General features: G+C 68.1%; 18 protein-coding genes. 6 read left to right on the top strand and 12 right to left on the bottom strand.

Going from position 1 to position 19,531, the window contains the following annotated elements; genetic code table 11:
* Positions 1-17 precede the first annotated feature (17 nt).
* The 3 genes from AC1DNC_RS05965 to AC1DNC_RS05975 are packed head-to-tail and all read right to left on the bottom strand — an operon-like array spanning position 18 to position 5,058.
* The gene (locus AC1DNC_RS05965) at positions 18-1,181 is read right to left on the bottom strand and encodes an acyl-CoA dehydrogenase family protein (RefSeq protein WP_476861644.1); all 1,164 of its coding nucleotides are present in this window, start codon (positions 1,179-1,181) and stop codon (positions 18-20) included.
* Positions 1,182-1,237: 56 nt separating this feature from the next.
* Positions 1,238-3,442, bottom strand: coding sequence for an acetyl/propionyl/methylcrotonyl-CoA carboxylase subunit alpha (locus AC1DNC_RS05970; RefSeq protein WP_476861645.1), 2,205 nt, complete (start codon positions 3,440-3,442; stop codon positions 1,238-1,240).
* Between the two features lie 8 nt (positions 3,443-3,450).
* Positions 3,451-5,058, bottom strand: a complete 1,608-nt coding sequence (locus AC1DNC_RS05975; RefSeq protein WP_476861646.1) for a carboxyl transferase domain-containing protein — start codon at positions 5,056-5,058, stop codon at positions 3,451-3,453.
* A gap of 111 nt (positions 5,059-5,169) precedes the next feature.
* Between AC1DNC_RS05975 and AC1DNC_RS05980 the strand changes: the two genes are divergently transcribed.
* Entirely contained in the window at positions 5,170-5,847 is a 678-nt protein-coding gene (locus AC1DNC_RS05980; protein WP_476861647.1) for an SACE_7040 family transcriptional regulator, read from the top strand.
* A gap of 137 nt (positions 5,848-5,984) precedes the next feature.
* On the opposite strand, the gene AC1DNC_RS05985 is transcribed toward AC1DNC_RS05980, so the two are convergent.
* From AC1DNC_RS05985 to pdhA, 3 genes are read right to left on the bottom strand one after another with little or no spacing between them, the layout of a single operon-like run.
* Positions 5,985-7,403 carry a dihydrolipoamide acetyltransferase family protein gene (locus tag AC1DNC_RS05985; RefSeq protein WP_476861648.1) on the bottom strand — a complete coding sequence of 473 codons (1,419 nt, stop codon included), beginning with the start codon at positions 7,401-7,403 and terminating at the stop codon, positions 5,985-5,987.
* Positions 7,400-8,410: an alpha-ketoacid dehydrogenase subunit beta gene (locus tag AC1DNC_RS05990; protein ID WP_476861649.1), complete on the bottom strand. Its 1,011-nt coding sequence runs from the start codon at positions 8,408-8,410 to the stop codon at positions 7,400-7,402. The genes AC1DNC_RS05985 and AC1DNC_RS05990 overlap by 4 nt, the downstream gene beginning before the upstream one ends.
* Positions 8,410-9,588 (bottom strand): pyruvate dehydrogenase (acetyl-transferring) E1 component subunit alpha, encoded by a 1,179-nt coding sequence (pdhA, locus tag AC1DNC_RS05995; RefSeq protein WP_476861650.1) that lies wholly within the window; start codon positions 9,586-9,588, stop codon positions 8,410-8,412. The genes AC1DNC_RS05990 and pdhA overlap by 1 nt, the downstream gene beginning before the upstream one ends.
* A 196-nt stretch (positions 9,589-9,784) precedes the next feature.
* Between pdhA and AC1DNC_RS06000 the strand changes: the two genes are divergently transcribed.
* Entirely contained in the window at positions 9,785-10,258 is a 474-nt protein-coding gene (locus tag AC1DNC_RS06000) for an Lrp/AsnC family transcriptional regulator (protein ID WP_476861651.1), read from the top strand.
* Between the two features lie 134 nt (positions 10,259-10,392).
* Here AC1DNC_RS06000 and AC1DNC_RS06005 read toward each other — a convergent pair whose 3' ends face one another.
* Together AC1DNC_RS06005 and AC1DNC_RS06010 are read right to left on the bottom strand one after the other, a co-directional pair.
* The gene (locus tag AC1DNC_RS06005) at positions 10,393-12,009 is read right to left on the bottom strand and encodes a solute symporter family protein (RefSeq protein WP_476861652.1); all 1,617 of its coding nucleotides are present in this window, start codon (positions 12,007-12,009) and stop codon (positions 10,393-10,395) included.
* Positions 12,006-12,386: a DUF485 domain-containing protein gene (locus AC1DNC_RS06010; RefSeq protein ID WP_476861653.1), complete on the bottom strand. Its 381-nt coding sequence runs from the start codon at positions 12,384-12,386 to the stop codon at positions 12,006-12,008. The genes AC1DNC_RS06005 and AC1DNC_RS06010 overlap by 4 nt, the downstream gene beginning before the upstream one ends.
* Before the next feature lie 249 nt (positions 12,387-12,635).
* Here AC1DNC_RS06010 and AC1DNC_RS06015 point away from each other — a divergent pair, with 249 nt between their 5' ends.
* The 4 genes from AC1DNC_RS06015 (at position 12,636) to AC1DNC_RS06030 (ending at position 16,508) form a co-directional block, all read left to right on the top strand.
* Positions 12,636-13,853 (top strand): sensor histidine kinase, encoded by a 1,218-nt coding sequence (locus AC1DNC_RS06015; protein WP_476861654.1) that lies wholly within the window; start codon positions 12,636-12,638, stop codon positions 13,851-13,853.
* 66 nt (positions 13,854-13,919) lie between these two features.
* A complete protein-coding gene (locus AC1DNC_RS06020) occupies positions 13,920-14,639 on the top strand; it encodes a LytR/AlgR family response regulator transcription factor (RefSeq protein WP_476861655.1) in 720 nt (239 codons plus the stop codon).
* A complete protein-coding gene (locus AC1DNC_RS06025) occupies positions 14,636-15,034 on the top strand; it encodes a hypothetical protein (protein WP_476861656.1) in 399 nt (132 codons plus the stop codon). Before AC1DNC_RS06020 ends, AC1DNC_RS06025 begins: the two co-directional genes overlap by 4 nt.
* A 7-nt stretch (positions 15,035-15,041) precedes the next feature.
* The gene (locus AC1DNC_RS06030) at positions 15,042-16,508 is read left to right on the top strand and encodes a sodium/solute symporter (RefSeq protein WP_476861657.1); all 1,467 of its coding nucleotides are present in this window, start codon (positions 15,042-15,044) and stop codon (positions 16,506-16,508) included.
* 26 nt (positions 16,509-16,534) lie between these two features.
* Here AC1DNC_RS06030 and AC1DNC_RS06035 read toward each other — a convergent pair whose 3' ends face one another.
* From AC1DNC_RS06035 to pyrH, 4 genes are all read right to left on the bottom strand, one after another.
* Positions 16,535-17,113: a DivIVA domain-containing protein gene (locus tag AC1DNC_RS06035; protein WP_476861658.1), complete on the bottom strand. Its 579-nt coding sequence runs from the start codon at positions 17,111-17,113 to the stop codon at positions 16,535-16,537.
* A gap of 102 nt (positions 17,114-17,215) precedes the next feature.
* Positions 17,216-18,136, bottom strand: a complete 921-nt coding sequence (locus tag AC1DNC_RS06040) for a phosphatidate cytidylyltransferase (protein WP_476861659.1) — start codon at positions 18,134-18,136, stop codon at positions 17,216-17,218.
* The gene (gene frr / locus AC1DNC_RS06045) at positions 18,136-18,693 is read right to left on the bottom strand and encodes a ribosome recycling factor (RefSeq protein ID WP_307037393.1); all 558 of its coding nucleotides are present in this window, start codon (positions 18,691-18,693) and stop codon (positions 18,136-18,138) included. The genes AC1DNC_RS06040 and frr overlap by 1 nt, the downstream gene beginning before the upstream one ends.
* A 76-nt stretch (positions 18,694-18,769) precedes the next feature.
* Positions 18,770-19,507 (bottom strand): UMP kinase, encoded by a 738-nt coding sequence (gene pyrH, locus AC1DNC_RS06050; protein ID WP_476861660.1) that lies wholly within the window; start codon positions 19,505-19,507, stop codon positions 18,770-18,772.
* Positions 19,508-19,531 lie beyond the last annotated feature (24 nt).

Consider the following 19,531-nt stretch of genomic DNA (forward strand, 5'->3'; position numbering starts at 1 on the left):
GGGATCCTTCCGGCCGGCTACAGTCCCAGTTCGCGGGCGATCAGCATCAGCTGGACCTCCGTGGTGCCCTCGCCGACTTCAAGGATCTTGGAGTCGCGGTAGTGGCGCGCCACGGTGAACTCGTTGATGAAGCCATAGCCGCCGAACACCTGGGTGGCGTCCCGCGCGTTGTCCATGGCTGCCTCGCCTGCGATCATCTTAGCGATGGCGGCCTGGGTCTTGAACGGCTTGCCGGCGAGCATCCGGGCAGCCGCGTCGTAGTAGGCCAGGCGGGCGGTGTGGGCGCGCGCCTCCATCCGGGCGATCTTGAACGCGATGGCCTGGTACTTGCCGATGTTCTGGCCGAACGCGCTGCGCTCCTTGGCGTATTTGACCGACTGGTCCACGCAGCCCTGTGCGGCGCCGACGGCGAGCGCGGCGATGGCGATCCGGCCCTCGTCGAGGATGGACAGGAAGTTGGCGTAGCCGCGGCCGCGGGTGCCGAGCAGGTTGGCCTCCGGTACCCGGACGTTGTCCAGCGTCAGCGGGTGGGTGTCCGAGGCGTTCCAGCCGACCTTGTTGTAGGCCTTTTCGGCCGTGAAGCCGGGCGTGTTGGTGGGCACCAGGATGGTGGAGATTTCCTTCTTGATGCTGCCGTCCGGGCGTTCCTCCTGACCGGTCACCGCAGTGACGGTGACGAGCTTGGTGATGTCGGTGCCGGAGTTGGTGATGAACGCCTTGTTGCCGTTGATCACCCATTCACCGCCCTCGAGCCGGGCGGTGGTCTTGGTTCCGCCGGCGTCGGAGCCAGCCTCGGGCTCAGTCAGGCCGAAGCCGGCGAGCGCCTTTCCGGAGGCCAGCAACGGCAGCCATTCCTCCTTCTGCGCATCGTTCCCGAAGCGGTGGATCGGCATGGCGCCGAGCGAGACGCCGGCTTCGAGGGTGATCGCGACCGACTGGTCCACCCGGCCGAGCTGCTCGAGCGCCAGGGCCAGGGCGAAGTAGTCCCCGCCCATGCCGCCGGCCTCTTCCGGGAAGGGCAGGCCAAAGAGGCCCATGTCCGCCATCTGGGAGACGACCTCGTAGGGGAAGCTGTGTTCTTCGTCGTGCTTGGCGGAGACCGGGGCCACCACCTGGTCGGCGAATTCGCGGACGGTGTCGCTGAGGTCCTGGTAGTCCTCGCTGAGTTCAAAATCCGGCATGGGGGTGACTCCTGTGTCTGGTGGCTGTTCTGGTGTGGTGCTGACGTTGTGGCTTGCTACTCCGCCGCGCCCATGGCGATGACGGATTCCTCGACGGTGTCCTCGGCTTTTGAGGGTTCGGCGGGGTGAATGGTGGCGAGGACCTGGTCGGCCTTGACGAGGTCTCCGGTGCCTGCGCTGATGTGGACGGTGCCATCCAGGGGCGCGACGAGCTGGTGTTCCATCTTCATCGCCTCGACCGCAAGCAGGACCTGGCCGGCGGTCACGGCGTCGCCGTTACCTACCGAGACCGACACCACGGTGCCGGGCATCGGCGAGCGCACCGCGGGGTCGGCGGCGCCTTCCTCGCGTTCGACTGCGGCCAGTACCCGGGCGAGGCGCGCCTCGCGGGTGAGCGGCTCGAGCCGGCAGGACCAGCCCTCGTTGCCGAGATAGACAAACTCCGGCAGGTCCTCCCGCGGATAATCCTGCCCGGACAGCGTGTGCGCGAAGCGGAATTCCCCACCGTCGATCTCCAGGAAAATGTTGTCGCTGGCCATCCCAATGACCGTCACGTCATGCTCGGGCCCGCCGTCGACCCGCACCCGGGCACGGCCAAGGTCGATATTCTCGAGCCAGGTCACGGCCACCTCGCAGACCCCGCCGCCCGGTGTGCCGAAGCTCATGGTCCACGCTGCGGGCGCGCCCAGGCGCCAGCCCCGGGCGGTGTCCCAAGGTGACCCCACCGTTTCCGGGCCCTCGGCGAGGACCCAGAAGGGCATGGCCGCGGCGATGAGTTCGTTGTCGCCGATGCGGCGGAACGAGAAGCCCGGCATCTTGCGTTCGATCAGGCCGGTGTCGAGCCGGCCGGCGCGGACGTCGGCGTCGTTAATCAGCATCCGCAGGTATTCGACGTTGGTGTCCACCCCCAGAACGGTGTACCGGGTGAGGGCCGTGTCGAGCCGGTCCAGCGCGGCCGCGCGGTCCTTGCCGCGGGCGATCACCTTGGCCAGCATGGGGTCGTAGTCGCTGGAGATCTCGAGACCCGTGATCAACGAGGAATCGATCCGGATGTCCGGGTCCGCGGCGGCCGGGGTGAAGGAATCCAGGTCATCCAGCGCCGTGAAGATCGTGCCGCGCTCGTCGAGCAGCAGGACCTCTCCCCCGGACGGCAGGAAGTTCTTCTCCGGCACCTCCGCATAGACGCGGGCTTCCACCGAGTGCCCGGTGAGCACGACGTCGTCCTGCGTCACGGTGAGTTCTTCACCGGCCGCGATGCGGACCTGCCATTCGACCAGGTCGATGCCGGTGACCATCTCGGTAACCGGGTGCTCGACCTGCAGGCGGGTGTTCATCTCCATGAAGAAGAACTCGTCCGGGGCGTTGTCGGAGACCAGGAACTCCACGGTGCCGGCGCCGCTGTAGTTGACGCTGCGTGCGGCGTTGCAAGCGGCCTCGCCGATCCGGGCACGGATGTCCGCCCCGTCGGGGAGGGACTCCAGCAGCGGCGACGGCGCTTCCTCGATGACCTTCTGGTGGCGGCGCTGCAGCGAGCACTCGCGCTCGCCCAGGTGGATGACGTTGCCGTGGTTGTCCGCCAGCACCTGAACCTCGATGTGCCGCGGGGTGGTGACGAGCCGTTCCAGGAACAGCGTGTCGTCACCGAAGGCGCTGGCCGCGACCCGGCGGGCGGTAACGAGGGCGTCCGCCAGGTCCTCGGGCCGTTCGACAACGTGCATGCCCTTACCGCCGCCGCCGGCGGAGGGCTTGATCAGCAGCGGATAGCCGACGCCGGCCGCCGCCTCGATCAGCTGCGCATCGCTCATGCCAGGTTCGGCGATGCCCGGGACCACCGGCACGCCGTAGCCGGTGACATGGTTCTTGGAGCGGATCTTGTCGCCCATCACGTTCAGCGATTCGACGCCGGGGCCGATGAACGTGATGCCGGCTTGCTCCAGGGCGCGGGCGAACTCAACGTTTTCGCTCAAGAAGCCGTAGCCCGGGTGCACGGCTTCGGCGCCGGTGTCGCGGCAGGCCTGGATGATGGCCTCGATCTTGAGGTAGCTCTCGGTGGCGGCCGCGGGACCGATCCGGACGGCGAAGTCGGCCTCCCGCACGTGGCGGGCGTCGTCGTCGGCGTCGGAGTAAACGGCGACCGAACGGATGCCCAAGGCACGCAGGGTGCGGATCACGCGGCAGGCGATCTCGCCGCGGTTGGCGACCAGGACGGTGCCGAAGAGCGGCGCGGGGGTCGAAACGGTGGGTGTGGAAGTAACAGTCACAGCGGGGCTCACATCCGGAAGAGGCCGAAGGAGGTCTCCGGCAGCGGGGTGCGGGAGACGACGTCGAGCGCCAGTCCCAGGACGGTGCGGGTGTCCGCGGGGTCGATCACGCCGTCGTCCCAGAGGCGGGCGGTGGAATAGTAGGGGCTGCCCTGGTCCTCGTACTGCTGCTTGATCGGGGCCTTGAAGGCTTCCTCGTCCGCGGCGGACCATTCCTCGCCGCGGGCCTCGTACTGGTCCCGCTTGACGGTGGCGAGCACGCTGGAGGCCTGGTTCCCGCCCATCACCGAGATCCGGGAGGCCGGCCACATCCAGAGGAAGCGCGGCGAGTAGGCCCGGCCACACATGGAATAGTTGCCGGCGCCGAAGGAGCCGCCGATCACGACGGTCAGCTTGGGCACGCGGGCCGTGGCGACGGCGGTGACCATCTTGGCGCCGTTCTTGGCGATGCCGCCCTGCTCGTAGTCCTTGCCGACCATGAAGCCGGAGAGGTTCTGCAGGAAGATCAGCGGGATGCCGCGCTGGTCGCAGAGTTCGATGAAGTGCGCGCCCTTGAGCGAGGATTCGCTGAACAGCACGCCGTTGTTGGCCACGATGCCCACCGGGTGGCCGTGCAGTTTCGCGAAGCCGGTGACCAGGGTGGTGCCGTAGTTCTTCTTGAACTCGTGGAAGCGGCTGCCGTCGACCAGCCGGGCGATGACCTCGCGGACGTCGTATTGGGCGTTCACGTCTGTGGGGACGGCACCGTACAGCTCGCCTTCGTCAGCCAGCGGCTCGACGACGGTGTCCACGTCCCAGGCCGGGGCTGCCGGCTTCTGCAGGGTGGAGACGATGTCGCGGACGATCTGCAGGGCGTGCTCGTCGTTCTCGGCCAGATGGTCGGTGACACCGGAGATCTTCGAGTGCACCTCGCCGCCGCCGAGCTCCTCGGCCGTGACGATCTCGCCGATCGCCGCCTTCACCAGCGGCGGGCCGCCGAGGAAGATCGTGCCCTGGTTGCGGACGATTACGGTCTCGTCGCTCATCGCCGGCACATAGGCGCCGCCGGCGGTGCAGGAGCCCATCACGGAGGCGATCTGCGGGATCCTAGCCGCGGACATCTTCGCCTGGTTGAAGAAGATCCGGCCGAAGTGCTCCTTGTCCGGGAAGACCTCGTCCTGCTTGGGCAGGAAGGCTCCGCCCGAGTCCACGAGGTAGATGCAGGGCAGCCGGTTTTCCAGAGCGATTTCCTGCGCCCGGAGGTGCTTCTTGACGGTCATCGGGTAATAGGTGCCGCCCTTGACCGTGGCGTCGTTGGAAATGACCAGGACCTGGCGGCCGTGGACCAGGCCGATCCCGGCAATCACACCGGCGCCGGGCGATTCGTCGTTGTACATGCCGTTGGCTGCGAGCGGGGCAATCTCGAGGAAGGGGCTGCCGTCGTCGAGCAGCCGGTCGATCCGTTCCCGCGGCAGGAGCTTGCCGCGTGCTACGTGCCGTTCCCGGGACTTCTCCGGCCCGCCCAGCGCCGCGACGGCGAGTCGGTCCTTCAGCTCCCGGGCCAGGCCGAGCTGCGCTTCGCGGTTCGCGGCGTAGCCGGCGCTGGCAACGTCCAGCTGGCTGGCGATTGTCTCCATTGACTGCTTCCATCCTCGGCCGTGGTGCCGGCGCTTGTCCTGGACATTTCCATTCGGGCATTTCGGTTAGTGCCGCATAACTGAGATTTAGGTTAGTCTCTATTAACTGTGATGTCCAACACAGGGCAGCTTCAACACAGAACAGTCGAGAGGGACGCGCCGGTGACCGAGTCCAGCCAGACAACCCAGCGAAGCCAGGCCAAGGAGAACCGCCGGAAGGCGCTGCTCACCGCGGCCGCCGCCCTCTTCGCCGCCGACGGCTTCCACCGCGTTTCGCTTGAGGACCTGGGCGCCGCGGCGGGGGTCAGCGGTCCCGCCGTCTACCGCCACTTCGCCGGCAAGCAGGCGGTCCTGGGCGCCCTGCTGCTCAGCGTCAGCCAGGACCTCCTGGAGGGCGGCCGCAGCGTGGTGGCAGGCTCCGACGGCGCCGCCGCGGCCCTGGCCGGGCTGGTCGAGTTCCACGTCGACTTCGCCCTCAGCAACGCCGACGTCATCCGGGTCCAGGACCAGGACTTCAGCAACCTCGACGACGACGACGAGGCAGAGGTCCGCGCCCTGCAGCGCAGCTACGTTGAGCTCTGGGTGGACGTGCTGGCCGGCGTGCATCCGGACACCGATCCGGCCGAGCTCCGGATGCGGGCACATGCCACCTTCGGCCTGATCAACTCCACCCCGCACTCGGTCCGGAACCACGGCCGCCGGATGGCGCTGAAGCGGGCCCGGCCGCTGCTGGAGAGCATGGCGCTGGCTGCCCTGACGGCACCGGCGGCTCCCCGCCCGCTCGGCTGACCGACGCCACTCCCATAACGCGGCACCCGCCGTCAGCTGCGAGTCCGACGACGAGCCCCGCCATCAAAGTGCCCCCGCACGGCAAAGGCCGGGCACCCATCATGCGGATAGATACCCGGCCTCTGACATTGCTGCGTCTAGACCATGGCCAGTGCCATGCCGGGATCGGCCAGGATGGCACCGAGGTCCTGGAGGAAGCGGGAGCCCTGTTCGCCGTCGACCAGCCGGTGGTCGAAGGACAGGCTCAGCGTCATGACCTGGCGCAGCGCCACCTCGTCCTGGTACTCCCACGGCATCTTCCGCACCGCGCCGAGCGCCAGGATAGCGGCCTCGCCGGGGTTGAGGATGGGCGTGCCGGCGTCAATGCCGAAGACGCCGATGTTCGTGATGGAGATGGTCCCGCCGGATAGGTCAGCCGGAGCGGTTTTGCCCGCCCGTGCGGTGTCGGTCAGCTCGGTCAGCGCGGTGGACAGCTCCAGCAGGGACATCCGGTCCGCGTCCTTGATATTCGGGACGGTCAGCCCGCGCGGCGTTGCGGCCGCGATGCCAAGGTTGACGTAGTTGAACTGGACGATCTCCTGGTTGGCTTCGTCCCACCGGGCGTTGAGCGTCGGGTGGTTGCGCAGCGCGATCAGCACGGCCTTGGACACCAGGGTCAGCGGCGTCAGCTTGTAGCCCGCGAACGTCCGGCTGGCCTTGAGCCGGCCCAGCAGTTCCATGGTGGGCGTGACGTCGAGGGTCAGGAATTCGGTGACGTGCGGAGCGGTGAAGGCGCTGGAGACCATGGCCGCGGCGGTGAACTTCCGCACGCCCTTGATCGGGGTGCGGGTTTCCCGCTCGCCCGGAACCGCCGACGGGGCAACTCCGGGGGCAGCGGCTTGGCCGCCGGCCAGTTCCTGCGGCGCCACCGGAAGGTCGCCGCCGCCAACGAAGTTCCGCACGTCGTCGCGGGTGATGAGGCCCCGCTCCCCCGTGCCAGTGATCGCTGTGAGGTCGACGCCGAGGTCCTTGGCCAGCTTGCGCACCGGCGGCGTGGAGCGCGGCCGTTCGGCGCTGCCGGCAGCGGCGGGCGCCGGGGCCTGGGGCACGGCCGCCGGGACGGGCGCCGTGACCTGCGCCGTGACCTGCGCCGACACGGGCGCCTCGGCCGGGGCGACGGCGGGCGCCTGCGCAGCTGGCGCCGGCGCTGCGGCAAAGCTGCGGGCGCGGCGGGCCGGACGGCCAGAGCCTTCCAGCACGGCGCCGTAGCCAACCAGGTTCGGCTCGCGCTTGGCGGGAGCTTCCCCGGCCTCCCCGCCGTCGTCGCCCTCGATCTCGAAGGACACGATCGGCTTGCCGACCTCAACGACCGTGCCCGGCTGCTCATGCAGGGCGGTGACGACGCCGGCGAACGGCGAGGGCAGTTCGACGACAGCCTTGGCGGTTTCCACCTCGGCGATGATCTGGTTGAGCGTGACGGTGTCCCCGACGCCGACTTTCCACGCGACGATTTCTGATTCCGTCAGGCCTTCGCCGAGGTCCGGGAGCCGGAATTCCTTGATCATGGTGGCGGTCATCCTTCCAGCCCGCTAAGGGAGTTGGGGCGGCCCAGGGCCCGGTCGACGCCGTCGAGGATCCTGTCCAGGCCCGGCAGGTGGTGCATTTCAAGCTTTGAGTACGGGTACGGGACGTCGAAGCCGGTCACCCGGACGGGCGCGGCTTCGAGGTGGTAGAAGCAGCGTTCGGTGATGCTGGCCGCGACTTCCGCGCCGAGGCCGCCGGACTGGCTGGCCTCGTGCGTGATGACGAGCCGTCCGGTCTTCCGTACCGAGGCTTCCAGGGTGGCGAAGTCCAGCGGGGCCAGCGAGCGCAGGTCGATGACCTCGATGGAGACGCCTTCGTCGGCGGCGGCGAGGGCGGCGTCGCGGGCGGTCTTCACGAGCGGTCCGTAGGCCACCAGGGTCACGTCGGTACCCTCGGTGACCACGCGTGCCTTCTCCATCGACAGGGCGGCGGCGAGGTCGAGCGACTCATCCACTTCCCCCTTGTCGTGGTAGCGGCGCTTGGGTTCGAAGTAGAGCACCGGGTCGTCCGAGGCGATGGCCTGCTGGATCACGGTGTGGGCGTCCTGCGGGTTCGAGACACTGACTACGCGCAGGCCCGAGGTGTGGGTGAAGTAGGCCTCGGGCGACTCGGAGTGGTGTTCGGGCGAGCCGATGCCGCCGCCGAAGGGCACGCGGATGGTGATGGGCATCTTGACCGCACCCTGGGTGCGGTAGTGCATCTTGGCGACCTGGCTGACGATCTGGTCGAATGCCGGGTAGATGAAGCCGTCGAACTGGATCTCCACCACGGGCCGGTAGCCGCGGTAGGCGAGGCCGACGGCGGTGCCGAGGATTCCGGATTCGGCCAGCGGCGTGTCCACCACGCGGTGCTTTCCAAAATCTTTTTGCAGGCCGTCGGTGACGCGGAAGACGCCGCCGAGGGTGCCGATGTCCTCTCCCATGAGGATCACCTTGGGATCGTTTTCGAGGGACTTGCGCAGGCCCGAATTAATGGCTCGGGCAAAGGTCATCTGTGTCATCAGCGTGCACCTTCTTCGGAAGCGGCCTCTGCGGGATCGCCGAAGGAAGCCAGGTAACGGGTGTAGTGGTCCTGCTGGCGTTCCAGCCAGGAGTTCGGCGTGCTGTACACGTGCTTGAAGATGTCCAGCGGCTGCGGTTCGGGCATGTTGATGGTGCCGGAACGCAGTTCCTTGGCCACGGCGTCGGCGTTGGCGGCGACGGCGGCTTCGAGTTCGGCGGTGAGCAGGCCCTTGCGCTCGAGCAGGGTCTTGAGCCTCGCGATCGGGTCCTTTGCGGCCCAGTCCTCAAGCTCGTTGGCGTCGCGGTAGCGGGTGGGGTCATCCGCCGTCGTGTGCGGGCCCATCCGGTAGGTGACGGCCTCGATGAAGGTGGGTCCGCCGCCGTGGCGGGCGCGGTCGATGGCGATCCGGGTGGCGGCCATGACGGCCAGCACGTCATTGCCGTCCACGCGCATGCTGGGAATGCCGAAACCGGAGGCACGGTCCGCGATCTGGATGTGGGACTGCAGCATGACGGGTTCGGAGATGGCCCAGTGGTTGTTCTGGCAGAAGAACACCACCGGGGCCTGGAAGCTCGCCGCGAAGACCATGGCCTCGTTAACGTCACCCTCGCTGGTGGCACCGTCGCCGAAGTAGGCCACGGCCACCGAATCGGCGCCGTCGTACTGGATGCCCATCGCGTAGCCGGTGGCGTGCAGCGACTGGGCGCCAATGATGATCTGCTGCGTCGCCACGTTCACGGTGTAGGGATCCCAGCCGGCAAGGGCGTTGCCGCGCCAGGCCTTGACGATGTCCGCCGGCTGCACACCCCGGACGTAGGCGACGCCGTTGTCCCGGTAGCTGGGGAAGACGAAGTCGTCGTCGCGGAGCGCACGGGCTGAGCCGATCTGGGACGCTTCCTGGCCCAGCAGCGGCGGCCACAGCGCGAGCTCGCCCTGGCGCTGCAGGGCGGTGGCTTCGGCGTCAATCCGGCGGATGGCGACCATGTCCTGATAGAGCGAGGCGAGCTGTTCGTCGCTGACGTCCTGGACCCAGGAGTCGAACTCCGGATGGCTTACACGTTCACCCCCCGGGGTGATGAGCTGGACGAGATCCCCGCCCGAGCGCCTGTTTGATTCTGCACTGTTCCCGGGGCCGCCAGCGGCAATGCCGCCCTTGCCCGCGTCGTCGGTAAACACAGTTTGTCCGCAACCTTCTGACGTCGTCTGACCCTGCCCGCGGGACTCGTGATCCCTGCGCGCGACGGCCACCCGGGCGCCGTTGCCCCGGATAATTGTGACCCTACTCACAAGTGCCATTGGGTACAACCACCCTCAAAAAAATTGAGCATTATGCACAGCTTGGGCGTTCGTGACCGTGCTAACCTTGCGCATTATGCAACCCTTGGATGGCACAGACACCCGCCTACTTTCGGCCATGGCACGGGATCCCCGCCGCACCGTGGTGGCCCTGGCGCAAAAGCTGGGCTTGTCCCGCAATACGGTGCAGGCCCGCATGTCGCAGCTGGAGAAAAAGCACGTCTTCCTGTCCTTCGAGCGGCGGATCAACCCGGCGGCGCTGGGCTACCCCCTGATGGCGTTCATCTCGGTGCACGTGCAGCAGCAGAAACTCGGCCAGCTGGCCGTGGAACTGGCAGGCATCCCGGAGATCCTGGAGGGTTACGGACTCACCGGCTCGGCGGACCTGTTGCTCCGGGTGGTCGCGCTCGACGCCGAGGATTTGTTCCGGATCAACGGCAAGATCCTCGCCTGCGACGGCGTGGACCGCACCGACACCGCCCTGGCCATGGGCGAACTGATCCCCTTCCGGATCCAGCCGCTGCTGGAACGCGGCTCCGCGGATACCTGAGCCGCCGGGGCCGGCCGCGCCGTGTTGCCAGCCAACGAAGAAGAGGCGGAGCCCCCGTGCTGTTGCACGGGGGCTCCGCCTCTCTGGCCTAGCCTGCCGGGCCGGCCCGCTGTCGCTGCGGCCCGGCAGTGCGGTTAGTGGTTGGTGGCCTTTTCGGCGCCCACCCCGGTCAGGGAGCGGACCTCCATTTCGGCCTGCTTGGTGGTGTCCTCGAGCTTCTTGTCCAGGACAGTGCCCAGCCAGCCCAGGAAGAACGCGAGCGGGATGGAGACGATGCCGGGGTTGCTCAACGGGAAGACCGCGAAGTTGGCCCCCGGGATCATCGACGTCTTGGCGCCGGAGACCACCGGGGAAAGTGCGATCAGGATGATGGCCGAGCCGAGGCCGCCGTACATGCTCCAGATGGCGCCCTGGGTGGTGAACTTCCGCCAGAACAGCGAGTACACGATCGTCGGCAGGTTGGCCGAGGCCGCCACCGCGAAGGCGAGAGCCACGAGGAACGCGACGTTCTGGCCGTTGGCGAAAATCCCGCCGACGATGGCGAGCAGGCCGATCACGACGACCGTGCGGCGTGCAACCTTGACCTCCGTGTCCGCGTCCGCCTTGCCCTTGGCCAGGACGTTGGCGTAGATGTCATGGGCGAAGGACGCTGCCGCCGTGATGGTGAGGCCGGCGACCACGGCGAGGATGGTCGCGAAGGCCACCGCCGAGATGAAGCCCAGCAACAGCGGGCCGCCCAGGTGGAAGGCCAGCAGCGGAGCCGCCGAGTTCACTCCGCCCGGAGCGCTCTTGATCGTGTCCGCACCCACCAGGGCCGCGGCGCCGTAGCCCAGCACCAGGGTGAACAGGTAGAAGATGCCGATCAGCCAGATGGACCAGACCACCGACTTGCGGGCTTCCTTGGCGGTCGGGACCGTGTAGAAACGCATCAGCACGTGCGGCAGTGCGGCGGTGCCGAGCACCAGGGCCAGGCCCAGGGACATGAAGTCCAGTTTGGATGTGTCGGACTTGCCGTACTGCAGGCCCGGGTTGAGGACGGCCGGGTTCTTGGCGGTTTCCGCCGCGCCGCCGAGCAGGTCCGAGAGGTTGAAGCCGTAGATCGCCAGGACCCAGAAGGTCATCACGGCGGCGCCTGCGATCAGCAGCATGGCCTTGATGATCTGGACCCAGGTGGTGCCCTTCATGCCGCCGATCAGGACGTACATGATCATCAGCGCGCCGACGACGATGATCACCAGCGCCTGGCCGCCCCAGTCGCTGATGCCCAGCAGCAGCGAGATCAGGCTGCCGGCACCGGCCATCTGCGCCAGCAGGTAGAAGAAGCAGACCGCCAGGGTGGAGATGGCCGCGGCGATGCGCACGGGGCGCTGCTTGAGCCGGAAGGACAGCACGTCGGCCATGGTGAACTTGCCGGTGTTGCGGAGCAGTTCGGCCACCAGCAGCAGCGCCACGAGCCACGCCACGAGGAAGCCGATGGAGTACATGAAGCCGTCGTAGCCGTTGATCGCGATGGCGCCGGTGATGCCGAGGAAGGAAGCCGCGGAGAGGTAGTCGCCGGCGATGGCGGTGCCGTTTTGCGAGCCGGTGAACGAACGGCCGGCGGCGTAGTAGTCGGCGGCCGTCTTGTTGTTGCGGCTGGCGCGGAACACGATCACCATGGTGACCGCGACGAACAGGGCGAAGATGCCCATGTTCAGCAGGGTGGTGTCCTTGAGGGCGGCGACGTTGACCGCGGGAACCATAAGGGTCATTTCGCTTCTCCGCTCACTCGGTTACCGTGCTTGTCGAACTCGTGGCCCTCGATTTCGTGCCGGATCTCGGAGGCGATCGGGTCCAGCTTCCGGTTCGAGTAGCTGACGTACCAGCCGGTGATGGCGAACGTGGAGACGAACTGCAGCAAGCCCAGGATCAGGCCGATGTTGATGTTGCCCCAGACCTTGGTGGACATGAAGCCCACCGCGTAGTCGGCCAGCAGGACATAGGCGAAGTACCACAGCAGGAATGCGATGGCCATCGGAAAGACAAAGCTGCGGTGCCGTTTGCGCAGTTCCTGGAACTGCTCAGTCGATTGGACTTCCTTGAAGTCCACGAACGCCGGTGCGTCCGTTTCTTGGGCTTCGTGACCCATCGTTCCTCCTCATTGAGACTGGCGAGCCACCCCCGGGTATCCCGGGCTCCGGGAAACAGACTTCCGGCCTTGTGTGACTGCAATCACTGTGCATCGTGACGCGTGTTACATTCCAGCACCGCCGTGTTTCCTGTCGCTCAACGGTCGCGATGCTGCGCCCAACGGCGCCTGCACGCCCCCGGCGGCACTCTGTGGCCGTTCCAGACCGCTTCCGGGCACCCGTGTGGCCCGCCGCGCTACGCTGGCAGCATGCCGGACTCTCCCCTCTTCACCGCCGCGGCGATCGCCGTGATTGCCCTGGCGATCGCCGTCGTCGTGGCCGTTGGACTCAAGGTCCTGCGCTCCTTCCGCGAGCTGGGCACCGACGCGGAACGCGCCACGTACAAGACCCTGCACGCCGCCTCGCGCGCCGGCCAGTATCTGCGCACCGGGCTGAACCCGGCCGGCGCGGCCAAGGCGAGCCGGCAGCTGCGGAGCCTGCTGGGTTGCGATGCCCTGGCGATCACCGACACGGCGGGCGTACTGGCCTGGGACGGCGCCGCCGAGGAGCTCAAGCCCGCGCTGATGGGGCTCGCTGCCAAGGTATTGGAAGGGGGCCACACCGCTGTGATCCCGGCGGGCGAGCTGTCGCTGCTGGCCAACGGCAAGACCGGGGCGACGCTCGCCCCCGGGGTGGAGCGCGCCGTCGTGATCGCCCCCGTCAAGGCCGGCAGCCGGGTGGTGGGCGTGGTGGCGGCCTTCGCCCCGGCAGCCGGGTCCGGGCTGGTCCGGGCCACCAGTGAGGTGGCCGACTGGGTGGCGACGCAGGTGGAGCTGGCCGAGCTGGACGCGTCCCGGACGCTGCTGATGGAGGCCGAAGTCCGCGCGCTTCGGGCCCAGATCAGCCCGCATTTCATCTACAACTCGCTGAACGCGATCGCGTCCTTCATCAACACGGACCCGGTCCGGGCCCGGGAGCTGGTGGTGGAGTTCGCCGATTTCACCCGCTATTCCTTCCGCCGGCACGGGGACTTCACCACGCTGGCCGAGGAACTGCGCTGCATCGACCGGTACCTGCTCCTGGAGCGGGCACGCTTCGGCGACCGGGTGCAGGTGAGCCTGCGGATCGCGCCGGAGGTGCTCAGCACGGTGATTCCGTTCCTGAGCCTGCAGCCGCTGGTGGAGAACGCGGTGCGGCACGGCCTGGAAGCCAAGGAGGGCCCCGGCCATATCTCCATCACGGCCAACGATTCCGGCGCCTTCGCCGAGGTGACCATCGAGGACGACGGCGTCGGCATGGATCCGGAGAAGCTGCGGGCCGTCCTGGCCGGGCACAGCGATGGCGAACACGTGGGCCTGCATAACGTCGACGCCCGGCTGCGGCAGGTCTACGGCGAGGACAACGGCCTGGTGATAGAGACGGCCCCCGGCGAGGGCACCCTGATCACGATGCGGGTGCCAAAATCACAGCCCCGGCACGACGCCTGAGACCCTGCGCAGACCCGTCGACGTGCCCGTCGCCGAGGAGTCCGGCCACGGCAGTACCCTAGAACCATGATTAACGTCCTCGTCGCCGATGACGAGCTGCCCGCTGTCGAGGAGCTGGCCTTCCTGCTGGGCCGGGACGAGCGGATCGGCGCCATCCACCGCGCTTCCTCCGGCGCCGAAGCGCTGCGCGCGCTGGAGTCCCACGAGGTCGACGCCGTGTTCCTGGACATCCACATGCCCGCCCTCTCCGGACTGGACATCGCCCGGGTCATCTCGCGCAGCGCCAAGCCGCCCGCCGTCGTCTTCGTCACCGCCGACGAGGACTGCGCGCTCGAGGCGTTTGAGCTCGCCGCCGTGGACTACCTGCTCAAGCCGGTCCGCGCCGAGCGGTTGGCCAAGTCGGTCGGCCGGATCAGCGAGCTCCTCCGGGAGGGCGCGCCGGCGCCGGAGATGATCACGGTGGACCTGGGCGGGAACACCAAGATGATCCGCCGGGAAGACGTCACCTACGTCCAGGCGCAGGGCGACTACGCGCGGCTGCACACCGCGGACGCGAGCTATCTCATCCGGGTGCCGCTGGCGGACCTGGAGCAGCAGTGGGCCGACGCCGGATTCCTGCGCATCCACCGCTCCTACCTGATCGCCCTGAACCACGTCGGCCACATGAAGCTGGCCGCGGCCCGTCCCAGCGTGACCGTGGCCGGGGCCGAACTGCCGATCAGCCGCCGGCACCTGCCGCCGGTCCGGGAGAAGCTCGAGGCGACCCGGATCCGGCCGCAGGCATGACCCGGGTCCGCGTTACCGCCCCCCGCGCGCTCCGGGCAGGCAGCCTCCCTGCAGGCAGCACCAAGGCGGGCGGCGCCGCAGGGCGCTCGGCCGCCGACACGCGCGAGGCTGCCGAGGAGTCCGACGCCGGGCAGGTGTTCGTCCGCTCGCTGATCCGTTCCCAGCTCCGGCTCGGCGTGGTGGTGGCAGCCGGGTTCCTGCTGATCCTGCTCGCCTTCGCGCTGATGCTGGGGCTGCTGCCCGGCCTGGCCGAGCTGAGGATCGCCGGGCTGCCCTTCGACTGGGTCCTGCTGGGCGCAGGAATCTATCCGGTGATCGGGCTCAGCGCCTGGCTGTATGTCCGGACGGCCGCGCGGAACGAATCCCGCTACCGCGACCTGGCCGGGGACAAGTGAGGCGCCGGTGAACCCGGTCGTCGGGATCGCGGCCTTCGCGGCCGTCTCGCTGGCCACCGCCGTCATCGGCTTCTACGGCCTCCGGGTCTCGCGCACCACCGGGGATTTCTACGTCGCCTCCCGCACGGTGCGGCCCTGGTGGAACGCCTCGGCGATCGGCGGCGAGTACTTGTCCGCCGCGAGTTTCCTCGGCGTCGCCGGACTCATCCTGCTCTCCGGCACCGACGCCCTGTGGTTCCCGATCGGCTACACCGCCGGCTACCTGATGCTGCTCTTGTTCGTGGCCGCCCCGCTTCGCCGGTCCGGCGCGTACACGATTCCCGATTTCACCGAGGCCCGGCTCGATTCCCGTGCGGTCCGCCGGGTGACGAGCTTCGTGGTGGTGGTGGTCGGCTGGCTCTATATCGTCCCGCAGCTCCACGGCGCCGCGCTGGCCATCCGGATCACCACCGGCCTGCCGGCCTGGGTGGGACAGGCGGCCGTGGTCGCCGTCGTCTGCGTGACGGTGGTGGCCGGCGGGATGCGGTCCATCACCTTCGTGCAGGCGTTCCAGTACTGGCTGAAGCTGACGGCGCTGGCCGTCCCGGCGCTGTTCATCCTGTTTGTCCTGGCCGGCAGCGGCTCCAGCGCGGTCGCCGAGGCGTCGGTGAATCCCACGGCGATGGCACCGGCAGGGCCGTACCAGAACATCTCGCTGCTGGTCGCCCTGCTCTTCGGAACCCTGGGACTGCCGCACGTGCTGGTGCGCTTCTACACCAACCCGGACGGCCACTCCGCGCGCCGGACCACGCTCATCGTGCTGGGCCTGCTTTCCGTCTTCTACCTGTTCCCGACCGCCTACGGCCTGATCGGGAGGGTGTTCGCACCGGAGCTGGCCAAGAGCGGCCAGACCGATGCCCTGGTGCTCCTGCTTCCGGGCCGGCTGATCGGCGGAACGGCCGGGGACCTGCTGTCCGCCCTCGTGGTGGCGGGCGCCTTCGCCGCCTTCCTGTCCACCACCTCGGGCCTGGTGGTGTCGCTCGCGGGTGTCATCAGCCAGGACATCCTGGGCGGCAGCGTGCGCGGCTTCCGGCTCGCCGCCTTGATCTCGGCCGTGGTTCCGCTGGGGATCGCGACCATGACGGACTCCACCGCGCTGGCCGGGAGTGTGGGACTCGTCTTTGCCTTCACGGCCTCGACCATCTGCCCCGTGCTGCTGCTGGGCATCTGGTGGCGCGGGCTGACGGACGCCGGCGCGATCGCCGGGATGCTGACCGGAGCCCTGCTCTGCGGCGGCTCCATGCTGGCAGGCACCGTGCTGGGTTCGGCCGCGACGCCACCGTGGCTCGCGCAGCCGGCCGCCTGGACGGTGCCGGCAGCCTTCGCCGTCATGGTCCTCGTCTCGCGCGCCACACAGGGCCGCGTTCCGCGGACTATCACCCGGCTGATGACCCGGCTGCACACCCCGGAACGGCCGCTCGCCACCGAACGGTGACGCGCCGCCAATGAAGCGGTGCTTCGTCAGTCGATCGCGGCCATGAGTTCGACGACGCGGTCCAGGAACGCGTCGACCTGGCTTTCCTCGTAGCCTTCGCGTCCGACGGCGGGGCGGAAGACGGCGCGGCGGATGTTGTCCACGCTGAGCGGCTGATCCTCCTCGAGGTAGCCGATCAGTTCGTGGCACAGGTCGTCGACGTCGGTGGTGTTGTAGCTGCGCACCTTGGCCTTGGTGGGACGGCGGAAACGCTGGCCGTCGGGGCGGTGCAGGCGGCCGCGCAACAGCCCTGCGAGCCGGCCGATTTCACGCAGCCAGGCCTCCTCGCCGCGCTCCCCGATCAGTTCGTCACGTTCCCGCCGGGCGAGGGCGTCCTCGAGGCGGTCCAGGGCCGCGTCCACCCCGGCGGCGGAGTAGCCGCCCTTGACCGGGTCGAAGGAGACGGCCCGGACATCGGCGCTCTTGACCGCGCGCCCGGCGGCATGGGGCGTTTCAAACGAGACCCGCGCGCGCTGCAGGAACTGGTCCACCTGCTTGGCGTTGTAGCCGTACTGGTTCCGCTGCACGCGGTCAAAGGAGGCCGGAATCTGCCGTTGAATGTCCACTGTAACTATGTTTCCTTCGATGCCGTTCGGCTCTTGTTGCGCCAAGTTCAGGCGTGTTTGCCCGGCACCATTCTAGGCACCGGGAGGAGGCGGTGCGCTCCCTTAGCCGCCGGCGCCGGCGGAGAAGATCATGAATGCCACCGGGGAGGCGAAAACGATGGAGTCGAGTCGGTCCATGACTCCCCCGTGGCCGGGCAGGATGCTGCTCATATCTTTGATGCCGAGCTCACGTTTGACCATGGATTCGGCCAGGTCGCCTGCAGTTGCCGCCGCGACCATGCCCACGGCCAGCGCGGCACCGAACCACCAGGGCTCCCCCAGCACGTAGATGCTTGCGAGGATGCCCACCAGGGCCGCGCCGGCGATCGAGCCGCCGAAGCCCTCCCAGGACTTTTTCGGGCTGATCTTCGGCGCCATCGGGTGCTTGCCCAGCGAGGCTCCCACGAGGTAGCCGAAGGTGTCATTGGAGACCACCAGCAGCAGCAGCGTGCCGATCTGCCAGGCCCCGATCGGCACCACACCCCCGGGCCAGGGCCCGATCGGGGTGATACCGCCGGAAGCGTGTAGCGGCAGCACGGCGAAGCTGATCAGGAACGGCACCCAGGCCATCGTGAAGACGCCGGCAAAGATGCTGCGCGCGGATCCTGCCGCTCCCTCCAGGGAGCGCCACAGCAGGACCGCCACACTGCTGAGCAGCAGCGTGAACAGCAGGCTTTCCGGGCCGCCGAAGTAGGCGGCAAGCGGCATCGCCACGGTTCCCGTCATGGCGGGAATGATCGGCAGCCGGGTGCCGGAAGCTTCCAGCGCGCGGAACACTTCCCAGACGCCGAACACGGCGAAGGCGGTCACGATCAGCACGAAGGCCAGTGGCAGGAACAGCAGGCCGCCCAGTACGGCGAAGAGCATGGCAAGGCCGACCGCCGTGGCAGCCGGAAGGTTCCTGCCGGCTTTGGGCGTCGGGTTCTTCCGCTCTTTCCCCCGCACCCGGACGCGCGGTCCGGCTGCCTGCTGTTCGTCCCCCATCAGACCTCGAGCAGCTCGGCTTCCTTGCGCTTGAGCAGCTCGTCGATGCCTTCGACGTGGGCCTTGGTCAGGGCGTCGAGTTCCTTCTCGCCGCGGGTGCCCTCGTCCTCGCCGGCTTCGCCGTCCTTGACCAGCTTGTCCAGGGTTTCCTTGGCCTTGCGGCGGATGTTGCGGATGGACACCTTGGCGTCCTCGCCCTTGGACTTGACGATCTTGACGTATTCCTTGCGGCGTTCCTTGGTCAGCTCCGGGATGGTGATCCGGATGACGTTGCCGTCGTTGGACGGGTTGGCGCCCACCTCGGAGTCGCTCAGGGCCCGCTCGATGTCCCGCAGGGCGGTCTTGTCGAACGGGGTGATGAGGATCGTGCGGGCGTCAGGGACAGCGAAGGAGGCCAGCTGCTGCAGCGGCGTCGGCGAACCGTAGTAGTCCACCAGGACCTTGTTGTACAGGCCCGGGGTGGCACGTCCGGTGCGGATCGAGGCGAAGTCTTCCTTGGCTACCTCAACCGCCTTGTCCATCTTGTCCCCGGCTTCGAGCAAGGTTTCTTCGATCACGTTCTCTCCTAAGAAATTGGTGCGTCCCCCAAGAGCGCGGGGAGCGGAACTGTCCTAAAAAACATCCTAGCCGCAGCTAGGGGGTGACTACGGTGCCCAGGTCCTCGCCGCGGATGGCCCGGGTGACATTGCCTTCGCCCTCCATGCCGAACACCACCATGGTGAGGTTGTTGTCCTTGCACATGGTCATCGCGGTCTGGTCCATGACGCGGATATCGCGGCGCAGGGCCTCGTCGTAGCTGAGCTTGTGCAGCTTCTCCGCGGTGGGGTCCTTCTTCGGGTCGGCGGTGTAGACGCCGTCGACGCCGCTCTTGGCCATCAGGACGACGTCGGCGTGCACCTCCATGGCGCGCTGCGCGGCGACGGTGTCGGTGGAGAAGTACGGGAGTCCGGCGCCGGCGCCGAAGATCACGACGCGGCCCTTCTCCATGTGGCGGATGGCGCGGCGCGGGATATAGGCCTCGGCGACCTGGCCCATGGTGATGGCGCTCTGCACGCGGGTCTCCACACCGGCCTGCTCCAGGAAGTCCTGGAGGGCGAGGCAGTTCATCACGGTGCCGAGCATGCCCATGTAGTCCGCGCGGGAGCGGTCCATGCCGCTCTGCGAGAGTTCGGCGCCGCGGAAGAAGTTTCCGCCGCCGACGACGATTGCGACCTCGACGTCGGGAACGGCTGCCGCGATCTGCTTGGCGACACCGCGGACAGTGTCCGGGTCAACGCCCAGTTTGCCGCCGCCGAAAACTTCGCCGGACAGCTTCAGGAGCACGCGGCGCCTGGTCTTCTTTGGCTGGGCTGAATTGTTGACGGTATCCATGGTGCCTTCCCGTTGGTGAGCTCT

The organism is Arthrobacter sp. 01N442 (assembly GCF_056399345.1).

Excerpts from the sequence above, each read along its gene's own strand:
- AC1DNC_RS06000 (WP_476861651.1), top strand. The coding sequence starts at position 9,785 with ATGCAACCCTTGGATGGCACAGACACCCGCCTACTTTCGGCCATGGCA.
- AC1DNC_RS05965 (WP_476861644.1), bottom strand. The coding sequence starts at position 1,181 with ATGCCGGATTTTGAACTCAGCGAGGACTACCAGGACCTCAGCGACACC.
- AC1DNC_RS06010 (WP_476861653.1), bottom strand. The coding sequence starts at position 12,386 with ATGGGTCACGAAGCCCAAGAAACGGACGCACCGGCGTTCGTGGACTTC.
- AC1DNC_RS05985 (WP_476861648.1), bottom strand. The coding sequence starts at position 7,403 with ATGACCGCCACCATGATCAAGGAATTCCGGCTCCCGGACCTCGGCGAA.
- AC1DNC_RS06015 (WP_476861654.1), top strand. The coding sequence starts at position 12,636 with ATGCCGGACTCTCCCCTCTTCACCGCCGCGGCGATCGCCGTGATTGCC.
- AC1DNC_RS06025 (WP_476861656.1), top strand. The coding sequence starts at position 14,636 with ATGACCCGGGTCCGCGTTACCGCCCCCCGCGCGCTCCGGGCAGGCAGC.
- AC1DNC_RS05990 (WP_476861649.1), bottom strand. The coding sequence starts at position 8,410 with ATGACACAGATGACCTTTGCCCGAGCCATTAATTCGGGCCTGCGCAAG.
- AC1DNC_RS06040 (WP_476861659.1), bottom strand. The coding sequence starts at position 18,136 with ATGGGGGACGAACAGCAGGCAGCCGGACCGCGCGTCCGGGTGCGGGGG.
- AC1DNC_RS05980 (WP_476861647.1), top strand. The coding sequence starts at position 5,170 with ATGTCCAACACAGGGCAGCTTCAACACAGAACAGTCGAGAGGGACGCG.
- AC1DNC_RS06020 (WP_476861655.1), top strand. The coding sequence starts at position 13,920 with ATGATTAACGTCCTCGTCGCCGATGACGAGCTGCCCGCTGTCGAGGAG.
- AC1DNC_RS05975 (WP_476861646.1), bottom strand. The coding sequence starts at position 5,058 with ATGGAGACAATCGCCAGCCAGCTGGACGTTGCCAGCGCCGGCTACGCC.
- pyrH (WP_476861660.1), bottom strand. The coding sequence starts at position 19,507 with ATGGATACCGTCAACAATTCAGCCCAGCCAAAGAAGACCAGGCGCCGC.
- AC1DNC_RS06005 (WP_476861652.1), bottom strand. The coding sequence starts at position 12,009 with ATGACCCTTATGGTTCCCGCGGTCAACGTCGCCGCCCTCAAGGACACC.